The organism is Telluria sp. ZB2R32 (assembly GCF_059685715.1).
This window is the reverse complement of the sequence record NZ_JCASIG010000010.1, coordinates 41,226-58,754: the sequence shown is the minus strand read 5'-3', so window position 1 is coordinate 58,754 and position 17,529 is coordinate 41,226. Positions and strand designations below refer to the sequence as shown.

At 66.6% G+C, this 17,529-nt stretch carries 13 protein-coding genes; 7 read left to right on the top strand and 6 right to left on the bottom strand.

The window, feature by feature from the left end:
- Positions 1–31: 31 nt before the first annotated feature.
- From AC56LG_RS23150 to AC56LG_RS23125, 6 genes are all read right to left on the bottom strand, one after another.
- Positions 32–517, bottom strand: a complete 486-nt coding sequence (locus tag AC56LG_RS23150) for a hypothetical protein (protein ID WP_497168385.1) — start codon at positions 515–517, stop codon at positions 32–34.
- A gap of 204 nt (positions 518–721) precedes the next feature.
- Positions 722–2,836 (bottom strand): T6SS phospholipase effector Tle1-like catalytic domain-containing protein, encoded by a 2,115-nt coding sequence (locus AC56LG_RS23145; protein ID WP_497168384.1) that lies wholly within the window; start codon positions 2,834–2,836, stop codon positions 722–724.
- Positions 2,833–3,594, bottom strand: coding sequence for a DUF3304 domain-containing protein (locus AC56LG_RS23140; RefSeq protein WP_497168383.1), 762 nt, complete (start codon positions 3,592–3,594; stop codon positions 2,833–2,835). The genes AC56LG_RS23145 and AC56LG_RS23140 overlap by 4 nt, the downstream gene beginning before the upstream one ends.
- The gene (locus AC56LG_RS23135; protein ID WP_497168382.1) at positions 3,569–4,414 is read right to left on the bottom strand and encodes a DUF4123 domain-containing protein; all 846 of its coding nucleotides are present in this window, start codon (positions 4,412–4,414) and stop codon (positions 3,569–3,571) included. Before AC56LG_RS23135 ends, AC56LG_RS23140 begins: the two co-directional genes overlap by 26 nt.
- Before the next feature lie 3 nt (positions 4,415–4,417).
- On the bottom strand, positions 4,418–7,288 hold the full coding sequence (locus tag AC56LG_RS23130; RefSeq protein WP_497168381.1) for a type VI secretion system Vgr family protein: 2,871 nt from the start codon (positions 7,286–7,288) through the stop codon (positions 4,418–4,420).
- A 2-nt stretch (positions 7,289–7,290) separates the two neighbouring features.
- Positions 7,291–8,112, bottom strand: a complete 822-nt coding sequence (locus tag AC56LG_RS23125; protein WP_497168380.1) for a hypothetical protein — start codon at positions 8,110–8,112, stop codon at positions 7,291–7,293.
- Positions 8,113–8,299: 187 nt separating this feature from the next.
- Here AC56LG_RS23125 and AC56LG_RS23120 point away from each other — a divergent pair, with 187 nt between their 5' ends.
- From AC56LG_RS23120 to tssA, 7 genes are read left to right on the top strand one after another with little or no spacing between them, the layout of a single operon-like run.
- On the top strand, positions 8,300–9,142 hold the full coding sequence (locus AC56LG_RS23120) for a M15 family metallopeptidase (RefSeq protein ID WP_497168379.1): 843 nt from the start codon (positions 8,300–8,302) through the stop codon (positions 9,140–9,142).
- A gap of 44 nt (positions 9,143–9,186) precedes the next feature.
- The gene (locus tag AC56LG_RS23115) at positions 9,187–9,450 is read left to right on the top strand and encodes a PAAR domain-containing protein (RefSeq protein WP_497168378.1); all 264 of its coding nucleotides are present in this window, start codon (positions 9,187–9,189) and stop codon (positions 9,448–9,450) included.
- A gap of 39 nt (positions 9,451–9,489) precedes the next feature.
- Positions 9,490–10,878 (top strand): hypothetical protein, encoded by a 1,389-nt coding sequence (locus AC56LG_RS23110; RefSeq protein WP_497168377.1) that lies wholly within the window; start codon positions 9,490–9,492, stop codon positions 10,876–10,878.
- Positions 10,879–10,898: 20 nt separating this feature from the next.
- Complete coding sequence (gene tssM, locus AC56LG_RS23105) at positions 10,899–14,660, top strand: type VI secretion system membrane subunit TssM (protein ID WP_497168376.1); 3,762 nt, start codon at positions 10,899–10,901, stop codon at positions 14,658–14,660.
- Between the two features lie 8 nt (positions 14,661–14,668).
- A complete protein-coding gene (gene tagF / locus AC56LG_RS23100; protein ID WP_497168375.1) occupies positions 14,669–15,652 on the top strand; it encodes a type VI secretion system-associated protein TagF in 984 nt (327 codons plus the stop codon).
- Entirely contained in the window at positions 15,652–16,422 is a 771-nt protein-coding gene (locus AC56LG_RS23095; protein WP_497168374.1) for an OmpA family protein, read from the top strand. The genes tagF and AC56LG_RS23095 overlap by 1 nt, the downstream gene beginning before the upstream one ends.
- Positions 16,423–16,465: 43 nt before the next feature.
- Positions 16,466–17,485, top strand: coding sequence for a type VI secretion system protein TssA (tssA, locus tag AC56LG_RS23090; RefSeq protein WP_497168373.1), 1,020 nt, complete (start codon positions 16,466–16,468; stop codon positions 17,483–17,485).
- The last annotated feature ends 44 nt before the right edge of the window (positions 17,486–17,529 follow it).

The window sequence follows — 17,529 nt, the reverse complement described above, 5'->3', positions numbered from 1 at the left end:
GTACGTCGCCCCGGATCTCTTTCCGCACCGGTTACGGATCCTCCGGACGATGACTTGCACTGGCGCGGCCTTTGTCCGTAGCGCGAGGATAGTGCGTCGAAACGACCAGTTCAACCGTCTCGTCAGGGTAGATATGCATGGAGAGATAGCGCGTTTCTCGTGGAACATTGTCCAGTCGCGGCGAGTTCCTTGCGTGTTCGGTCTCTCCGTTACGCGGGGTTCCAGGCGGCCCATCGAGCCGCCACGATATTTTTTTAGGACCTGAAGTCAAGCCGACGCCTGCGATGGTGCCGCCCCCGGTAGCGGGATAGGGATCCGAGCTGTCTCCGGCTTTACCATCGATATAGACGTCGAATATTGGCCGGTCAAGGTAATTGAACAATACGACATCGAGTGTCACGCCCATTGGTGGTGCTCCGCTTCCCGTCAGCGTAAAAACACTGCACGCGGCAAGTAACAATAGGCTTCGGTGGATATTCATCGTACCGGAACTCTCATGAGCTTCGAAGCCATTCATGGTTTCCCCTCAGCTTGACGCTTCCGCGGCCTTCGACGGCAGGTTGTTGACGCCGACGCTGGTCACGCGCAGCACGGTGTAGCCGGCCGCTTCTCCGAGGGCGCCGCTCTCGACTTTGACAACCTGATGCTGACGCGCTCGCGCGCGGTATCCTGTGTCGTGTTCGTCGAACCAGCCTGTTGTCGACTATTGATCGTCGCAGCATTATGTCGTTTCATGCGACGGGTGATCCGTATCCCGGCCTTGTGGATGATCGGCACTTGCGACTACCGGCGTATGACGGGATTGTGGAGGTTGCCAGTTCGACAGCAAGACGGTATCCGAGCCACCATAGATTTTGCGAAAACGGAAATAGCCAGCGCTCCCGAACCGGTATGGTTCACGTCCGGCCGTCATATAGCGCGGAACCGTGCCTGTTTTATCGTAGTCCTCGGCTGCCATGCGTTCATTCGTTCCCATGCCGTAGTCTGGTGGCCCGGGGATCGTTGCGCCGTCGCCGTAATAGGCGCTGCTTTCGTAGCGACGCTTGGCATCTCTTAGTCGGCGTGACCATTTTCCGAGCGTGACGAGCGCTTTGGCCTCGCTATCGTCTCCGGTCAATTTGAACCCTGACCTCGAGTCGTGAACGTATTCATCGAAGAAATGTGCTACGACCGGGTCCGGTTGGGCCAGGGGCCAGTAGGTCGCAATCTCTTCCCATTCGTTCTCTACCTTGTTGTCAAAGCCGGCATTCTGCCGCCGAGCTAGGCGCTCGCGTTTCGCCATGGCTTTTTCGAAATCGTGGAGTTCACCGTTGAACTCCTTGTTTGCCGATTCGAGATCGTTCTTGTCGAAGTTGGTCGCTCGCAAAAAACTGGGTATGCCGTGCAGCGGTGCCGGTCCGCGGTCACGGCGCGCGTAGCGCCATGACATCTGCAGGATTGCTTGTTCCCTCACGATGTCGGTAAGTGAACCGGACGTTTTGGTACACCTCGAAAGATAAGCATTGAAGTCAGCAATGGTTTTCGATGCTATCGAAAATTTGCTCTGCACGGCTCCACTGGCCAGTTCAAGTTTGAGCGGCACACCCGCGAGCCGCGCTTGCTTGTACATGTAGAGCAAAGGCACCCGCGACAACATATCCGCGCCGGAGGCGTCAAGGCCTTTGCCTTGCTGCATTGGCCCATAGCCGCCACCAACGTCGGAATGAACTCCGGGAAAGACAATCTCTTGCGTGCGCTCAGGAAGCGTAAAACCCACGGCAATGGAATCGCACGGGAAGCTGCGCCGCAATTCGTGACCAGCAACGAGATGCACGCATGAATTGATGCAACTCGGAATTCGCAAACTATCTTCGGCATCTGCCCAAGCGCCATGACCGTCCGCCGCACGCAACAAGGGAAAATTACCCAGTGTGTTGCCTAGCCCAACCGAAGCGACAGTATCGAAAAGACCGAGAAAATCGAATTCGACCGGAAATCCACCGAGGCTGCTGCTACCTTCGCCTCGTATGCGCGCATCGAGCCGGCAAAGCGAGTCGAGCCAATTGGCAAAGGCACGTGCCTGAGTCGCGCCGCGGGAAAAGCCAAACGTAGAGATATAGATCTTCTCGACGATTCCTGGCTCAATCTTGGCGAGCCGGGCGCCATTTTTCGACCAGTGTTGCGCTACATTCGCGTGCAGGCGCCTCAACAATTTCTCGAACTCGATGCGCGGGACGCTCCAGCTACCGGCGCCATAATGCTGGGCGGCGCCCGGTTGCGTCATAATCCGCCGGGCTTCCCGCGACAGGTCGATTCGCTCGCTTAGTGCCGTCGCTTCGCTCGAAGAGATCAGCGGTTGCTGATGGAAATACCGGTTCACATTGTTGATGGCCTGGATGAGCGCCCAGACAATCCGTTCGCAGCCTTTCTTGCCTGCGGCGGCGCCGAACGTCTCGTCCCATCCGGCACCGCTGTCGTTTACTTCCTTGAAGGTTGACGCTACACCAGGAATATATACGCGGAAGAAATGTGTAAAACGTCCCGGGTTGTACTTCCAGTCTGTCTCGACAGGCAGCACACCGGGCACCGCCTGCCCCGGAAAAAGATCGTAAAGACGGGCTACATTCGATTGTTCGCCTGTTTTCGCTGCTTTTTCGTAATTGTTACGAGTGCCGTCGAAAAAAAATCCGAAGAATAGATTCGTTTTACATGAATCGCCAGGAATACCGACACGTGGTTGCTCACGTAGTTCTAATGTTTCAATCCGGGCCTGATCTTCTCGGCGATCAAAGAACTTATCAAGAGTCACCGCCTGCTCGAACGAAGCCGGCAGTGTCGGGCATAAGACAGTACTCAAGGCTTCTCCTTTATTAATCGATCGAGCTTCGCTTGCGAACGTTTCAACCCGTCGGTATATCGCGCTTTTAAGTAATTCGCGTAAGCAGGGTCGTCTGCGCCTGTAAACCTTCGAACTTCATCGCGACTATATTTTTTATCGTATTCCCAAGCCGACATCAGGCGCTTCTTTGGATCCTCGTTCAGCTCGCTTAACAGTACCTGGTATGTCTCAACATTCCCTTTCGCCAGCTTCCGATACAACTCCCACCGCTCACGCTGATATGCCAACGACGGCACAGGCCAACCTTTCACTTTGCCCGGCCATTGCGGGTGATTCGGTTGCAGGTCGCTCGATACAAGATCGATCCCGCCTTCAGCGGTACGCAATACCCACAACTCTCCGGCTTTGCCGTCCGGATACGGAGGCACATCGACCGTGTGTACTTTTTTCACTTCGGTCAGCTGGCCAGCAGGATCCTCGGGTAGCCAATGTGTGGAGCGAATCTCCACTTTCATTCCTGGAGACCATTTTTTTGGCAGTGTAAAACAGCACATGATGCCGCCCGCGGCAAATGGCTCGATGTGCTCGCCACCAGCCTCGTTGGTCGGGTCTTTCGGGTCCACGATCGCATACCGGAACGGCTCGGCGGTATAGTTGACGCCGTGGACGTTGACCGAAACACCGTTTTTCGACGGCGATGCCACCGTGTCGGTCCAGATCGAGCATCCGGTGAGAAAAACAGCCGACGCGCTAAGCAGTCCGAGGTAACGCTTCATTATCTTTCCTCATTTTTTCTTGAGTCCATGCAACCAACCGCTCTTGCAACGTTTGCGCATCGCGGGCATCCGGCGCCCTGATGCAATCGCTGCACCAGCGCAGTTTCAGCATTTCATCCAGCCCTTCCGCCTCGGCCGACAGCAACGCGTTCGCAAGCAGGGTGTGCCGCTGTGAAGGTAACAGCGGCGATACCAGTCCTCTATCCTGCAGCCGCAGCCAGATCCCATCGGCTTCGCTGTCAGCGACGAGCCGACCGAATTGGTCGTCGTCGAGCGCGGCTTTTTCGCTGACCGGAACATCTGCCGCGCCTCCTTCGAGCGGCAAGCGATACCATGCTCCGTCGCGCCCGATGTACTGCCATTCAAGCGCCCCGCCGGCGAACTCAGCGCGCTGTTGCCGCGTCAGCGCATCGAAGATTCCGGGCAGCCGGCGCGTATCTGGAAACCGGAAATTGAAGCGCTGCCCGTCCACCTCGACGATGCACCAGGCCGCCAGCCGGGCCGCAAACTGCGCGGTACTTTCAAACGTCGTGACCGCACTCACCATCGGCCAGCCGTTGCAGGCATCGAGTACCCGCATGAGCGCGCGATTGTCCGGATCGAACGCGACGACAAAGGGCGAGACGTCGCGCGTGGCTTCGGAACAGCCGGGGAGCGATTCGAACAGCAGTACCGGCGGGCAGGTGCCGGCGAGCTTGCGAAACAGTCCCGGCACGAAGGCGCCGTCGATCAGCAGCAAGCGCTGCGCATCCGGCGGTAAATCCGCATGGCTGCGGGTCAGCTCATGCAGCCAGCCGGGGTGGAATGGATCGATCAGCATGCGCTACTCCACGGAAGTAAAAGCCGGCGCCGCTTCCAGCGACTTCTTCAGGCAGGCGACGCAAATCGTGCGCGGCAGCGCCGGCAGCGGATAGCTCAGCCGCTCGCGCGGCAGGAAACTCTTCTTCCCCGCATGAATCGTGATCTTCCCCGGACACTGGACCGTGATGTTCCCGCCCTCGATGGTGATGTTCGCCCCGTCCGCCGTCGACAGGCTGATGCTTTTGGCCGCCGCCCAGTCCACGTGGGCGCTGGCGCTGACCACGTCCACCGCGTCGCGCGCCTGCACGGCCAGGATATCGGCCTGCGCCTGCACGTCGATCGCATCCTTCGCCGCGATCGCCTGCATGCCGATGCCGCCCGCGCCCGCCGCCACCGCGCCGGCCAGCATGCCGATTGCCTGGCCGCTGTGCACGCGCAGCTGGCCGCCGGTGACGAACTGGCTGTCCTGGCCGCTCATCAGGGTGACGGTTTCGCCGTTCGACAGCTGCATGGCCTGCGCGGCCGTGACCGCGAGGCCGGCCTTCGCCGCGATGGCGATCACCGGGTCGGTCGTGTGCGGCAGCTTGCCGTCCTGCGGCGCGGTCTGTTTGTCCGCCGCGTCGGCGCGAGCGGCATCGACGCTGTCGGCGCCGACCATGCCCGAGACGGCCGTCAGCATCGCCTGCAGCGGCGCGGCCTTGTCGTCGAGGACGCTGGCGTTTGGTTTTGCTGCGCCCAGGTGCGCGGCCAGGCCCACGGTCCGGTGCGCGACAGCGGCGTCGCTGAAGCTTTCGCCCAGCTTGACCGCCTGCTTCAGGAGTGCGATGCCGGCCGCGTTGTCGCCGGCCGGGTCGCGCGCGCCCGCGTCGTGCGCCAGGGCGTAGCTCGACACCAGCAGGCCGGCGCCGGCGCGCACGGCGCCGTAGGCATCGGTGCGCAGTTCGACGCCCTGGCCGCGCAGGCTGCCGCGGAAGTTGTCGGCGCCGTGCACCAGGTGGCCGAGATTGAGTTCGGTCGCCGCGTACGTAGTGCGCAGCTGCACGCGCCCCTGGGCGTCGGTGTCGTCGAACAGCAGCTGGCTGTAGCCGGCGCCGCCGAATTCCTTGCTGCGCACGCCCCACTGGGCGGCGCCGTTGCAGTGGCCGGCACTGTCGGCCGAAGCCCCATGCCATACGGGGCTGTGGCCGCCGGCCAGGTTGCCCTGGGCCGAGGGCGCATGGTCGTGCGCGGGTGCGAACGGCGCTTGCTTGCCTGCGTCGTGCGCCTGGCCGCCCGGGGTCGGCGCCACGCCGCCTTCGCCCTGGCCGTTGTAGAGCGCGCCGATCACGATCGGGCGGTCGATGTCGTTTTCGATGAACTGGACGACGACTTCCTGGCCGATGCGCGGCAGGAACTGGCTGCCGCTGCCACCGCCGGCCAGGCGCTGGGCCACGCGTACCCAGCAGGTGGCGTCGCCGCTGTCCTGCCAGTGGTAGCGGATGCGCACCCGGCCGAGCGCGTCGCAATACAGTTCGTCGGCGCCGTTCGGCACGTCGGCGCCGTCGGGGCCGATCACGATCGCACTCTGGGCGCCGTGCGCGGTCGGCTTCGGATGCGCACTGTCGTTGCCGCCGTCGCTGCCGGCCAGTTGCGGGCGCCACACCACCTCGCTGGCGACGGCCTCGAAGCAGTTCGCGTAACCGCCCTTCCTGGCCTGCTCGACGGCGAGGGCGAAGTCCGCCGGCAAGGCAACCCGCACCACTTCCCGTAACAATTCGGGAATCGGGCCGAACAGTTCGGCCAGCGCTTCCGCAGCTTTCGACGGCAGGTTGTTGACGCCGACGCTGGTCACGCGCAGCACCGTGTAGCCGGCTGCCTCGCCCAGGCGCTGCAGCGGCGCGCCGCTGATCGTCAGGCGCGTGCCGGCGCGCAGCGTGCGTACGGTGGAGCGCCCGCGCCACAACTGGCTGCGCGCCTCGCGCGCTTCCATCCGCAGGTCGGCCTGGCGCTGCGCCTGGGCGCTGTCGGCAAACGCATACTGGCCGGGCGCGTCGTAGGATTCGAGCGGCGGCAGCCTGGCGCCATTCGACAGGCGCGCCGGCGACGTGGCGGCCACCGCCTTTTTCGCCTTGTAGTCGTAGCTGAGCAGCGTGCTGCTGGAAGAAACGACGCTGCGCGTCGCCGCCAGCGCCTGCACCGTATCGCTCTGCTCGCGCGCGTGGGCGCGGTGGAAGCGTACGGCGCCGCCGGCACTGCCGGCATCCTCGGGTACGCCGGACAGGCTGCTGCTGTCGGCGAACAACACCATCGCCGGACCGTCGTCCAGTTGCTCGAAGCGCCAGGCCAGGCCCTCCTCGGCCAACAGGCGCAGCACGAAATCGAGGTCGCTCTCGCGGTACTGGCAGCAGTAGCTGCGCGCCGGCGCCTCGTTCATGAAGGGCATGACTTCGTCGCTCCAGCGCCAGCGCGCCACCGGGGCGTAGGCGCCGAAGACGGCGTCGACGATGTCGGTCACGCCCTGGTCTTGCCACACGCGGCTGTTGCGCACGTGGGCCAGGCGCCAGATCCAGTGTGAGATACGCACCCGGTAGCGCGCCAGGCCGCCTTCGCTGCCGAGCAGCGCCGCTTCGCTGATCTCGCCGGCGAAATGCGTGCGCGTGCCGTCGGCCAGACTGACCGCGAGGCTGGCCGGCTGACCCAGCAAGGCTGCCAGGTCGACGTGGGCGCTGGTCGACACGGCAATCACGTCGCGCGCGCCCACGCCCTGCACGCGGTCGTCGGCGACAAAGGCTTCGACCAGCAGGCCGCCGGAACCGAGGTCGGCGCTGCCGTCGCCTAGATCCAGTGCATACAGGCGGGTCGCGCTGGCGAACTGCGCCAGCGCATGACTTGCGGCAGCGACCAGGTCATCCATGCTCAATCCGACGCCTTGGCCACCCGCGGTGGCTTGCATTCGGGCGCGGCCTTGGCCTCGCCGCCACAGACGCGCGCGCGGCATTGATCCACTTCGGCGGCATTGCCCAGCGCGGCGCAGCGTTTCAGTTCGCGCGCCGCCTTGCCGCTGACGGGCGCCGGGGCTTTCTTGTTATGAGCCAGCAAGGCGGCCAGCAGCGCCACGTCGGTATCGACCGGAGGTGCAGCCTTCGCGGGCGGCTTCTTGGCGGCGGCGGCGCGTGCCTTTTCCTTGTCCTTGGCCGGCAGCTTGTCCTTGCGTGCCGGTTTGTCAGCTTGCGCCAGCTTGACTTTCTCGCGCGCGGGTTTTTCGGCCCCTTTCGCAGCGGTTTTTGGTGGCGTATCGAGCAAGGTGAGCAGTTCGTCCTTGTCGCCCCTGCCTGGAGCGCGTGCAGGTTCGGATAGATGCGGCGTGTCTTCGAGGATGGCGGCGACGCTCGCATGCGCTTCGGGCGCCGGTGCAGGGACGGATACCGGGACAGCCACAGGAGCGGAAACAGGTACCGGCTGTGCAGGTGCGGGTACGGCAGCGGCGACGGTTGCAGGCGGTTCCGGGGCCAGGTCGCCATCGGCCGCCATCCAGGCCAGGCCAGCGCCGGCCACGAGCAGCAGCGCGACCAGGCCGGCGGCGCGGCGCGGCCGGCGCCGTGCGGGCACAGGACGGGGTCCGCCCGCGGCCGGCCGGCCGTCAAGTTTGCTCAGGATGCCATGGCTGCCGCCCGGCGGCGGCTGCTCCGACAGCAGACTGGGCCGGCCGGCGCGGCGGGGCTGATCGCTTTCCTGCAAGATGGGCTCCCTGTTGTTCCTAGCATAACTTTACGTCATTTATAAAAGGTCCGCAGGGAAATTGTTGCAACCGTGCGCGGCCGTACAGAGACGCTTTCAATCGTGCGGACGCATTAACATTAGATTAAGTTATACTTTGAAGCAATGCTTCTTACGAGCCATTGTTTTCCGCAAGGACGATCCTACCGTGCTGTTCGCCGCCGTCGCCCTGTACTTCCTGCTCGCTTGCCTGGTCAGCTGGCTGGTGCTGTTTCCGGCCGGGCGCTCGCTGGTACTGGCACTGCTCGCCGGCACCGGCGAGCGGGTGCGGCGCGGCTGGCGCGCCGCCGCCCAGCGCGAAAGCCTGCGCCTGGCCGGCATCGGCAGCGCGAGCGGCGCATCGCTGCGCGAAGCGGGCAGTTTCGTCCGGCGTCACGCCCTGCTCTGCATCGGCGGCGTGCTGCTGCTCGGGACGCCGCCGCTGCTGGCGTTGTTCGGCAGCGACGGGACCAGCCTGAACGGGTTCGAGGAGTCGCAGCGCGAAGTCAACGTGCAGGTGGCGTCCCTGCTCGAGGGCGAACAGCTGGTGCCGCCGCCGGCGCTGCCGCCGCCGGCCTTTGCCAGCGAAGAGGTGCGGAAGGAACGGCCGATGATCGCCAGCGCCAGCCGCAACTGGGACCTGCTCGATCCGGCCTACCGCCAGCGCCTGCTGCACGCGTTTCGCATCATGAAGGAAAAGTACGGCTACGAGATGGCGATCCTGGAGGGCTACCGCAGCCCGCAGCGCCAGAACATGCTGGCCGCAATGGGGCCGAACGTGACGAATGCCGCCGCCTTCCAGAGCTGGCACCAGTACGGGCTGGCCGCCGACTGCGCCTTCGTGCGCAACGGCCGCATCGTGATCTCGGAAAAGGATCCATGGGCGATGCGCGGCTACGAATTGTATGGCGAGGTTGCCGAATCGCTCGGCCTGACCTGGGGCGGGCGCTGGAAGATGATGGATTTCGGGCACACCGAACTGCGCCTGCGCGGCGTGATGAAGCGGCAGTAGCGGTAGCGGCAACCGGCGCTGCCGCAACGACTGGGAGAACGGAGATGGCGGGACCTGTAATCAGGCTGGGCGACAAGACCTCGCACGGCGGCACCGTGGTCGAGGCCTCGGCCATGAGCGACAGCGGCGGAATCGGCATCGCCCGCCTCGGCGACATGACTGCGTGCCCGCTGCACGGCGCCGTGCCGATCGTCACCGGCGACATGAGCTGGATCGTCGACGGCAAACCGGTGGCGCGCCATGGCGACAAGACCGGCTGCGGCGCGACGCTGGTCGCCGGCCAGCAAGCAACGATCGACCGGGTTTGACATGGTCTATTTCCGTCCACGCTCGCGAGGAGAAAGCTGATGCGCCTGTGGCTCAAGGGCATCCTGCTGGCGCTGGCCGCCTTCGGCCTGTGCTGGGCCGGCGCGGTCGGCTACTGGCAGGCGACCAACCGCATGCCCTCGATCTCGGATTTGCTGGTCTGGCTGCTGGCAGTGCCGCTGGCCCTGCTGGCTCTCATCCAGTTCGGGCGCAGGCTGCTGGCAAAACGCGCCGCCACCGCGGCAGCCGCGCCGGCAGTCGCCGTTGCCGCCGGCGCGCCCGCGGCGCCCGCAGCCGGCCCGGCGCTGGCCATCCTGGCCGCATCGGTGCAGACGCCGCACGGGCGCTCGCCGCAGGAACTGGCCGCGGCGCTGGCGGCAGGGCCGCTACGCGCCGGCCTCGATCCGGAATTGCTGGACGACGAAGGCTACCCGGTGATGAGCGCACGCGTGTCCGGCGCCGGCGACGCGCTGCTGCGTGACGAGTTCACGCAGTGGCTGCAAGTGCAGGCGCAAACACAATCGCTGGCCGACCCGCAATTCGCCGACGAACACTGGCGCGCGCTCGACCTGGGCGCGGCTGTGGTGGCCGAGCTGGCGCATGTGGCCGCTGGACATCCGCATGCGCACCACGTCGAAGATGCGCTGTCGGCGCAGCCGCTTGCGCCACCCCTGCGCCTGATCCTGCTGGCGGGAACGGCGTGGAGCGAGACCCGGCGCGCCGCCGCTGCCGCCTGGCTGGCGCAGATCGCCGCCGGCGCCGGCTGGCCGCGCGAGCGCATCGCCGCCAGCGCCGTTTCGGCCGAGGGCGCTGCCGTCTCGACACTGGCCGCCTTGAACCGCGAAGCCGGCCCCCTGCTGGCCATCGTACTTGCCTTTGACTCGGCCATCGGCACGGACAGCGTCGAGCGCATGGCCGCCGATGGCAGCCTGTTCGGCGCCGCCCGGCCGCAAGGCAGCATTCCCGGCGAGGGTGCGGCCGGCCTGCTGCTGGCCGATCCGGCCACCGCGCAGCCGATGCAGTCCGATGCGCCCCTGCTGCATGCCTTGCACGCCGCGCGCGAAGGCAGCGCCGATGCCGCGCGCCGGCCCGATGCCGCCACGCTGCGCACGCTCGCCGAGGCGGTGCTGGCGCGCGGCGCGCTCGAGGCGCCGGCCGTGGCGATGGTGCTCGCCGATGCCGACCACCGCACCAGCCGGGTCATGGAGCTGATGGCGCTGGCCGGCAGCCTGCCGCACCTCGACGCCGGCCTGGACGTCAAGGCAACCGGCGGCGCCTGCGGCAACTGCGGCGCCGTGCCCTTCATCACCGCGCTGGCGCTGGCGGCGCACCACACGCAGGAGCTCCGCGCAGCGACCCTCTGCGTCGGGCTGGACGATCCCCTTCACCGCGGCGCCGTGCTGGTTCGTCCGGCCGCCGCACACAACTGACACCGTCACCGAGCTCCCTCATGATCGACACACTCCGTCAATTCCTCACCAAGCGCAGCACCCTGGCCGCGATCGGCTTTCTCGCCCTGGCCGCGCTGCTGTGGATCGCCACCCGGCTGCTCGGCCTCCACGTGCCCTGGGCCTGGGGCCTGTTCGCCGCGGCGCTGCTGGCCGGCGCCGGGTTCTGGCTGTGGCGCCGCCGGCACGGGCGCCAGGCGGCCGCCCAGCTGGGCGACATGCTCGAGCGCCAGGCCGCCGCCACGCCGAAAGCCAGCCCGGCCCACCAGCAGGAGCAGGAAGCGATCAAGAAGCGCATGCTCGACGCGATCGCCACCATCAAGGGTTCCAAGCTGGGCCACGCCTCGGGCGACGCCGCCCTCTACGAGCTGCCCTGGTACATGGTCATCGGGAATCCGGCCGCCGGCAAGAGCACGGCGATCGCCAGTTCCGGCCTGCAGTTCCCCTTCGCCGACAGCAAGATCGTGCAGGGCGTCGGCGGTACCCGCAACTGCGACTGGTTCTTCACCACCGACGGCATCCTGATCGACACCGCGGGCCGCTATTCGGTCGCCGACGAAGACCGCGCCGAATGGTTCGGCTTCCTGTCGCTGCTGAAGAAATACCGCAAGAAGGCGCCGATCAACGGCGTGATCATTGCCGCCAGCGTGGCCGAGCTGACCGGCAACCGGCCCGAATTCGCCATCAACCTGGCCAAGAACCTGCGCCAGCGCGTGCAGGAACTGACCGAGAAGCTGGAAGTGCATGCGCCGGTCTACGTGGTCTTCACCAAGGCCGACCTGATCACCGGCTTCAGCGAATTCTTCGAGAGCGCCGACAGCCACGAGCGCGACCGCGTCTGGGGCGCCACCCTGCCCTACGGCCAGAACGTCAGCGGCAACCAGGTGCTCGACCAGTTCGACGCCCGCTTCGACGAACTCTACGAAGGCTTGAAGGACATGAGCGCGGCCAACATGGCGCTGGCGACCAACAAGCGCATGCCGCCCGGCGTGTTCACCTTCCCGCTCGAGTTCTCGAACATCCGCGCGCCGCTGCGCTCCTTCATCGCCACCCTGTTCGAGGAAAACCCGTTCCAGTTCAAGCCGGTCTTCCGCGGCTTTTACTTTACCAGCGCCCTGCAGGAAGGCGAACCGGTATCGGCCTCCTCGCGCCGGGTCGCGCAGCGCTTCGACATCAAGCTGCAGCCCGGCCAGCACGAGGAAGCGCACCAGCAGCAGGGTTACTTCCTGCTCAACCTGTTCCGCAACGTGATCTTCGCCGACAAGGACCTGGTCGCCCAGTACGCCAGCCCGGCCAAGACGCGCATGCGCTACGCCGCCTTCCTGGCGGCCACCGCGATCGCCGGCCTGGCGCTGGGCGGCTGGAGCTGGTCGTACGTGAACAACCGCCAGCTGGTCGCCAACGTCGAGGCCGACCTGGCGCAGGCGGTGCGCCTGCAGGACAAGCGGCTCGACCTGCAATCGCGCTTCGAGGCGCTGCAGATCCTGCAGGACCGCATCGAACAGCTGGAAAGCTACCGCGACGACCGTCCGCTGGCGCTCGGCCTGGGGCTGTACCAGGGCGCCTACCTGGAGCGCAAGCTGCGCGAGGAATACTTCAGCGGCGTGCGCGAAGTGATGCTCAAGCCGGTCGGCGAATCGCTGGAAGGCTTTCTCACCGAGGTCAACCGCAACGCGGCGCAACTGCAGCCGGCGGCGCGCACGCCCGCCGTGGCAGGTGCGGACGTGCAGGCGAGCGCGCAGCAGTTCAAGGATTCGTCGCCGACCAGCAGCGAGGACGCCTACAACGCCCTGAAAACCTACCTGATGCTGGCCGACCCGGCACGTGCCGAGGGCGCGCACCTGAACGACCAGCTGACCCGCTTCTGGCGCGGCTGGCTCGACGCCAACCGCGGCGCCATGCCGCGCGAGCAGATGATCCGCGGCGCCGAGCGCATCATCACCTTCTACCTGTCGCAGATCCAGGACACCTCCTGGCCGCGCCTGGAGCCGAAGCTGGCGCTGGTCGACCAGACGCGCGACAACCTGCGCCGCGTGGTGCGCGGCATGCCGGCGCGCGAACGGGTGTATGCCGACGTCAAGGCGCGCGCCGCGACGCGCTTCCCGACCATGACGGTGGCGCGCATCGTCGGAGAACAGGACAAGGAACTGGTGCTGGGCAGCTATGCCATCCCCGGCACCTTCACCCGCCAGGCCTGGGAAGGTTTTGTCCGCGACGCCTTCCGCGACGCCGCCAACCGCGAACTGCAAAGCGCCGACTGGGTGCTGAAAACCGCGTCCAAGGACGACCTCACGCTCGAGGGCAGCCCCGAACAGATCCAGAAGGCCCTGGTCGAACTCTACAAGAACGACTACGCCAAAGAGTGGCAGAAGTTCCTGCAGGGCGTGACGATCCGCGACCTGGGCAGTTTCGACGCCGCCGCGACCGCCATGAACCGCCTCGGCGACCCGCAGATCTCGCCGATCGGCAAGCTGGTGACCACGGTCTACGAACAGACCTCGTGGGACAACCCGACCCTGGTCGACGCCGGCATGCAGCGCGCCCAGCACGGCCTGTCGGCCTGGTTCCGCGAAACGGTCATGCGCCAGAAGCCGTCGCAGGTGAACATCAACATGCCGGCCCAGGGGGGCGTCCAGAACGCCGCCCTGCCGCTCGGGCCGGTGGGGCGCGAATTCGCCGGCGTAGCGCGCATGGTGGTCGCCAAGGACAACGACGCTTCGCTGATGCGCGGCTACATGACGCAACTGTCGAAGCTGCGCGGGCGCTTCAACACCATCAAGAACCAGGGCGACCCGGGTCCGGGCGCCAAGCAGCTGATGCAGCAAACCCTGGACGGCAACGGCTCCGAACTGGCCGAGGCGCTGAAATACGTCGACGAGCAGATGCTGACCGGGATGAGCGACGCCCAGAAGGCGGCCCTGCGCCCGCTGCTGGTGCGCCCGCTGATGCAGAGCTTTGCCGTCATCGTCAAGCCGACCGAGGCCGAGATCGACAAGGTGTGGGCGGCGCAGGTATTGACGCCCTTCCGCCAGACCCTGCTGCCGAAGTATCCGTTCTCGACTGAATCGCGCCAGGAAGCGAGCGACGCCGAGATCGGCCAGGTGTTCGGCCCGCAAGGCGCGATCGCCAAGTTCTTCGACACCACCATCGGCCCGCTGGTGGTGCGCCGCGGCGACGCCCTCGCCGCCAGGACCTGGGCCAACATGGGCGTCAACCTGGCGCCGCAGGTGGTTGCCAGCTTCCCCGGCTGGGTGGCGCCGCTGGCCGCGAACGGCGTGGCCAATACGGCCGCCGCCAGCGGCGGAGAAGCGCAAACCCGCTTCGACCTGCAGGCGCTGGGCGCGACCGGCGCCAGCGAATTCACGATCGAGATCGACGGCCAGGCGCTGCGCTGGCGCGGCCAGCCGCAGCCCTGGGTGCAGATGGTCTGGCCCAACCCGCAGGGCACGCCGGGCGCGCGCGTCACCGCGATTACGGCGCAGGGCAACAGCGTGGTGCTGCTCAACGAAGCCGGCCACTTCGGCTTGAAGAAGATGGTGGAATCGGCGCGCCGCAAACGCAAGGACGGCGGCGTGTTCGAACTCAGTTGGGACAATGGCGGCGTCACCGTCACCGCCAACCTGAAGATTGTCGGCACCACCCAGCCGGCGGCGCGTCCGGCCGCGGCCGCGGCGCCGGGCCAGGGCTTCAAGCGCCTGCGCCTGCCGGAGTCGATCGTTGCCCCTGGCGCCTCCGTGGTGGCAGCGGCGGGAGCGGCCCAATGAGCCGCGCCATGAGTGCGCCGACCGCCGCGACGGTGGGCTATTTCGGCAAGATCCCGAGCCGCGCCGACTTCGTCAAGGGCAGCGACAACCCGGCCCTGATCAAGCTGCTCGACGACTGGCTGGCCGAGGCGATGGAGCTGATGAGCGGCGACGCGCGCTGGAAGCTCAGCTACGATGCCGCCGCTCCGCTCAACTTCGCCATCGTCGGCCCGCGCCGGCGCAACGCGGTGGCCGGCCACATCGTCGCCAGCGCCGACCAGTCGAACCGGCGCTATCCCTTCTTGATGATGAGCGCGCTGGAGGTGGCCGAGCCGGCCGCCTTCGTGCAGGACGCGCCGCTGGTGCTGAACCGCCTGTGGAGCCGCCTCGAATCGCTCAGCAGCGGCGTGCTCGGCGCCGGCGACGCCGGTGCGCAGTTGCAGGCGGCCGCCGGCCAGGTGGTGGAACTCGACCTGCGCAGCGCCGCCTATGGCGCCGCCTTCGCCGACTTCCTCGACCTGCAGGACATCGGCTCGCTGCAGGCGCAGCTGGCCCAGGGCGGCTTTCACGGCTCGGTGCGGCAAGTGCTGCTGGCGATCGGCATGCTGATGCAGCCGGTGCTGGCCAGCAGTTCGAGCCGGCTCGATAAAAGCCTGCTGCTGCCGCTGCCGCGCGACCCGATGTACCGCAACCTGGTGGCGGCGTTCTGGATGCACCTGATCACGCCGTTTCTCGCGCGCGCCGACTTCGAGCTGGCGCTGTTCATCACCCGCATCGACGAACGCCCGGCGCTGGTGCTCGGCTTTTCGGGGGCGTCGGCGCACACGCTGCAGGCGATCATCGACCCGCGCGCGGCGGCGGAGCGCCACATCACCTTCGACGAACTCGACTGGGTGGAAGACCAGGTCGACGACGACTATGCCGTCAAGAAGCTCTCCGCCTACCTGGCGCAACCAGGCCTGTCACTCAAGTCCGCGCTCGATTCGCTGTGCACGGCATTTATTGGAAGCTGATGATGCAACGACTGCTCTCCCTCACCTTTCTGCTTGCGCTGGCCGGCAGCGCCCAGGCCCAGACCGCGGCGCCCGAACCCGGCCAGGTGCTGGCCGCCGGCACCGTGCCCGACGAAGCGACCAAGGCCGCCGTGCTGGCGCGCCTGCGCGATATCTACGGTGCCGAGCGCGTGGTCGACCAGATCGCCATCGGCCAGGTGGCCATGCCGGCCAACTGGAACACCTATGTGCAAAAAATCCTGACGCCCGACCTGAAACAGGTCACGCGCGGCCAATTGAAGATCGACGGCACCACCGTCAGCCTGCGCGGCGAAGTGGCGAACGAGGCGCAGCGCCAGAAGATCGCGAGCGACGTCGCCACCAGCCTCAATCCCACTTACACGGTGAACAACGGCCTGCGCGTCTCCAGCAGCGACCAGAGCGTGCTCGACAACACGCTGGCGAACCGCACGGTGGAGTTCGAGAGCGGCAAGGCCGCGCTGACGCCGGCCGGCCGGGCGATCCTCGACGAGATGATCGCGGCCATGAAAAAGATCAGCCAGCGCAAGGTCGAAATCATCGGCCACACCGATAACCAGGGCCTGCGCGCCACCAACCAGGGCCTGAGCCAGGCGCGCGCGGAAGCGGTCAAGGCCTACATGTCCTCGCGCGGCATCGACGGCGACCTGCTTACCGCCTCCGGCCAGGGTGCCGACCGGCCGGTGGCCAGCAACGACACCCCGGCCGGGCGCGCGCGCAACCGGCGCATCGAATTCCGGATCGCGCAGTAAGTTCGCAGTAAGTTCGCAGTAAGTTCGTTTATCAGGAACCGCCATGTTTTCAGCCGAACAGCTACTCAACCCGATCAGCCCCGAACACCCGTCCGGCGCCGACCTCGCCTTTTCGCCCGAACTCGACGCCATCGCCCGCGCCCGCACCTTCGACGACCCTTCGCTGGCCCAGGGCGAATGGATCACCGAGCTGAAGGAAGCCGACTGGGACTTCGTCGTGCGCCGCTGCGCCGCCCTGCTGGAAACGACCAGCAAGGACTTGCGCCTGGCCGCCTGGCTTTCCGAGGCGGCCGCGCGCGAACACGGCCTGCGCGGGCTGGCCGAAGGATTGCGCGTGCTGGCCGGCCTGTTCGAGCGCTTCTGGGACGACGGCCTGTATCCGGAAGCGGACGACGGCGACCAGGAACAGCGCATCGGCAACCTCGGCTGGCTGCTGTCGCGCATCCCGGCGCTGCTGCGCGAAGTGCCGGTCACCGACGGCAACGGCAGCGCCTGGTCCTCGCTCGACTTCGACGTGGCGCGCAAGGCCGGCGACGAGCGCCGCCTGGCCGACATGGACGCGGCGCGGCGGGCAAACAGCGGCGCCTTCCGCAGCGCCTTTGCCGCCGACGCCCAGGCCTGCCTGGAAGCGCTGGCGGCGCTGGAACGGGCGGCCGACGCGCGCCTGGGCAACGACGCGCCGGGCTTCGTCGGCGCACGCGACGCCGTCGAGAACATGCTGCGCCTGATGCCTGCACCAGCCACCGATGCCGAGGCGGCGGCGCCGCAGTCCATCGATCCAGGCCAGGCGCTGGCGCCGCCGGCGCACGACAGCCTGGCGCCGGCACCGGCACCCGGCGCGACGGGACAGATCGCCTCGCGCGCCCAGGCGATCGCGCAACTGCGCACGATCGCCGAGTTCTTCCGCCGAACCGAGCCGCACAGTCCGGTATCGTATTTCGCCGAAAAGGCGGCCGCCGCCGGCGAACAGGATCTGCATACCTGGCTGCGCTCGGTGATCAAGGATTCCGGTTCGCTGGCGCATATCGAGGAAATGCTGGGTGTCCAGCAGGGGCAAGACTAGATCCGCGCGATAATTGCTTGGCAGAAATGGGCTTGTTTAGAATC

Coding starts and splice junctions, on each gene's coding strand:
- AC56LG_RS23135 (WP_497168382.1), bottom strand. CDS start 4,414: ATGCTGATCGATCCATTCCACCCCGGCTGGCTGCATGAGCTGACCCGC.
- tssM (WP_497168376.1), top strand. CDS start 10,899: ATGATCGACACACTCCGTCAATTCCTCACCAAGCGCAGCACCCTGGCC.
- AC56LG_RS23095 (WP_497168374.1), top strand. CDS start 15,652: ATGATGCAACGACTGCTCTCCCTCACCTTTCTGCTTGCGCTGGCCGGC.
- AC56LG_RS23150 (WP_497168385.1), bottom strand. CDS start 517: ATGAATGGCTTCGAAGCTCATGAGAGTTCCGGTACGATGAATATCCAC.
- AC56LG_RS23115 (WP_497168378.1), top strand. CDS start 9,187: ATGGCGGGACCTGTAATCAGGCTGGGCGACAAGACCTCGCACGGCGGC.
- tssA (WP_497168373.1), top strand. CDS start 16,466: ATGTTTTCAGCCGAACAGCTACTCAACCCGATCAGCCCCGAACACCCG.
- AC56LG_RS23140 (WP_497168383.1), bottom strand. CDS start 3,594: ATGAAGCGTTACCTCGGACTGCTTAGCGCGTCGGCTGTTTTTCTCACC.
- AC56LG_RS23110 (WP_497168377.1), top strand. CDS start 9,490: ATGCGCCTGTGGCTCAAGGGCATCCTGCTGGCGCTGGCCGCCTTCGGC.
- AC56LG_RS23130 (WP_497168381.1), bottom strand. CDS start 7,288: ATGGATGACCTGGTCGCTGCCGCAAGTCATGCGCTGGCGCAGTTCGCC.
- tagF (WP_497168375.1), top strand. CDS start 14,669: ATGAGTGCGCCGACCGCCGCGACGGTGGGCTATTTCGGCAAGATCCCG.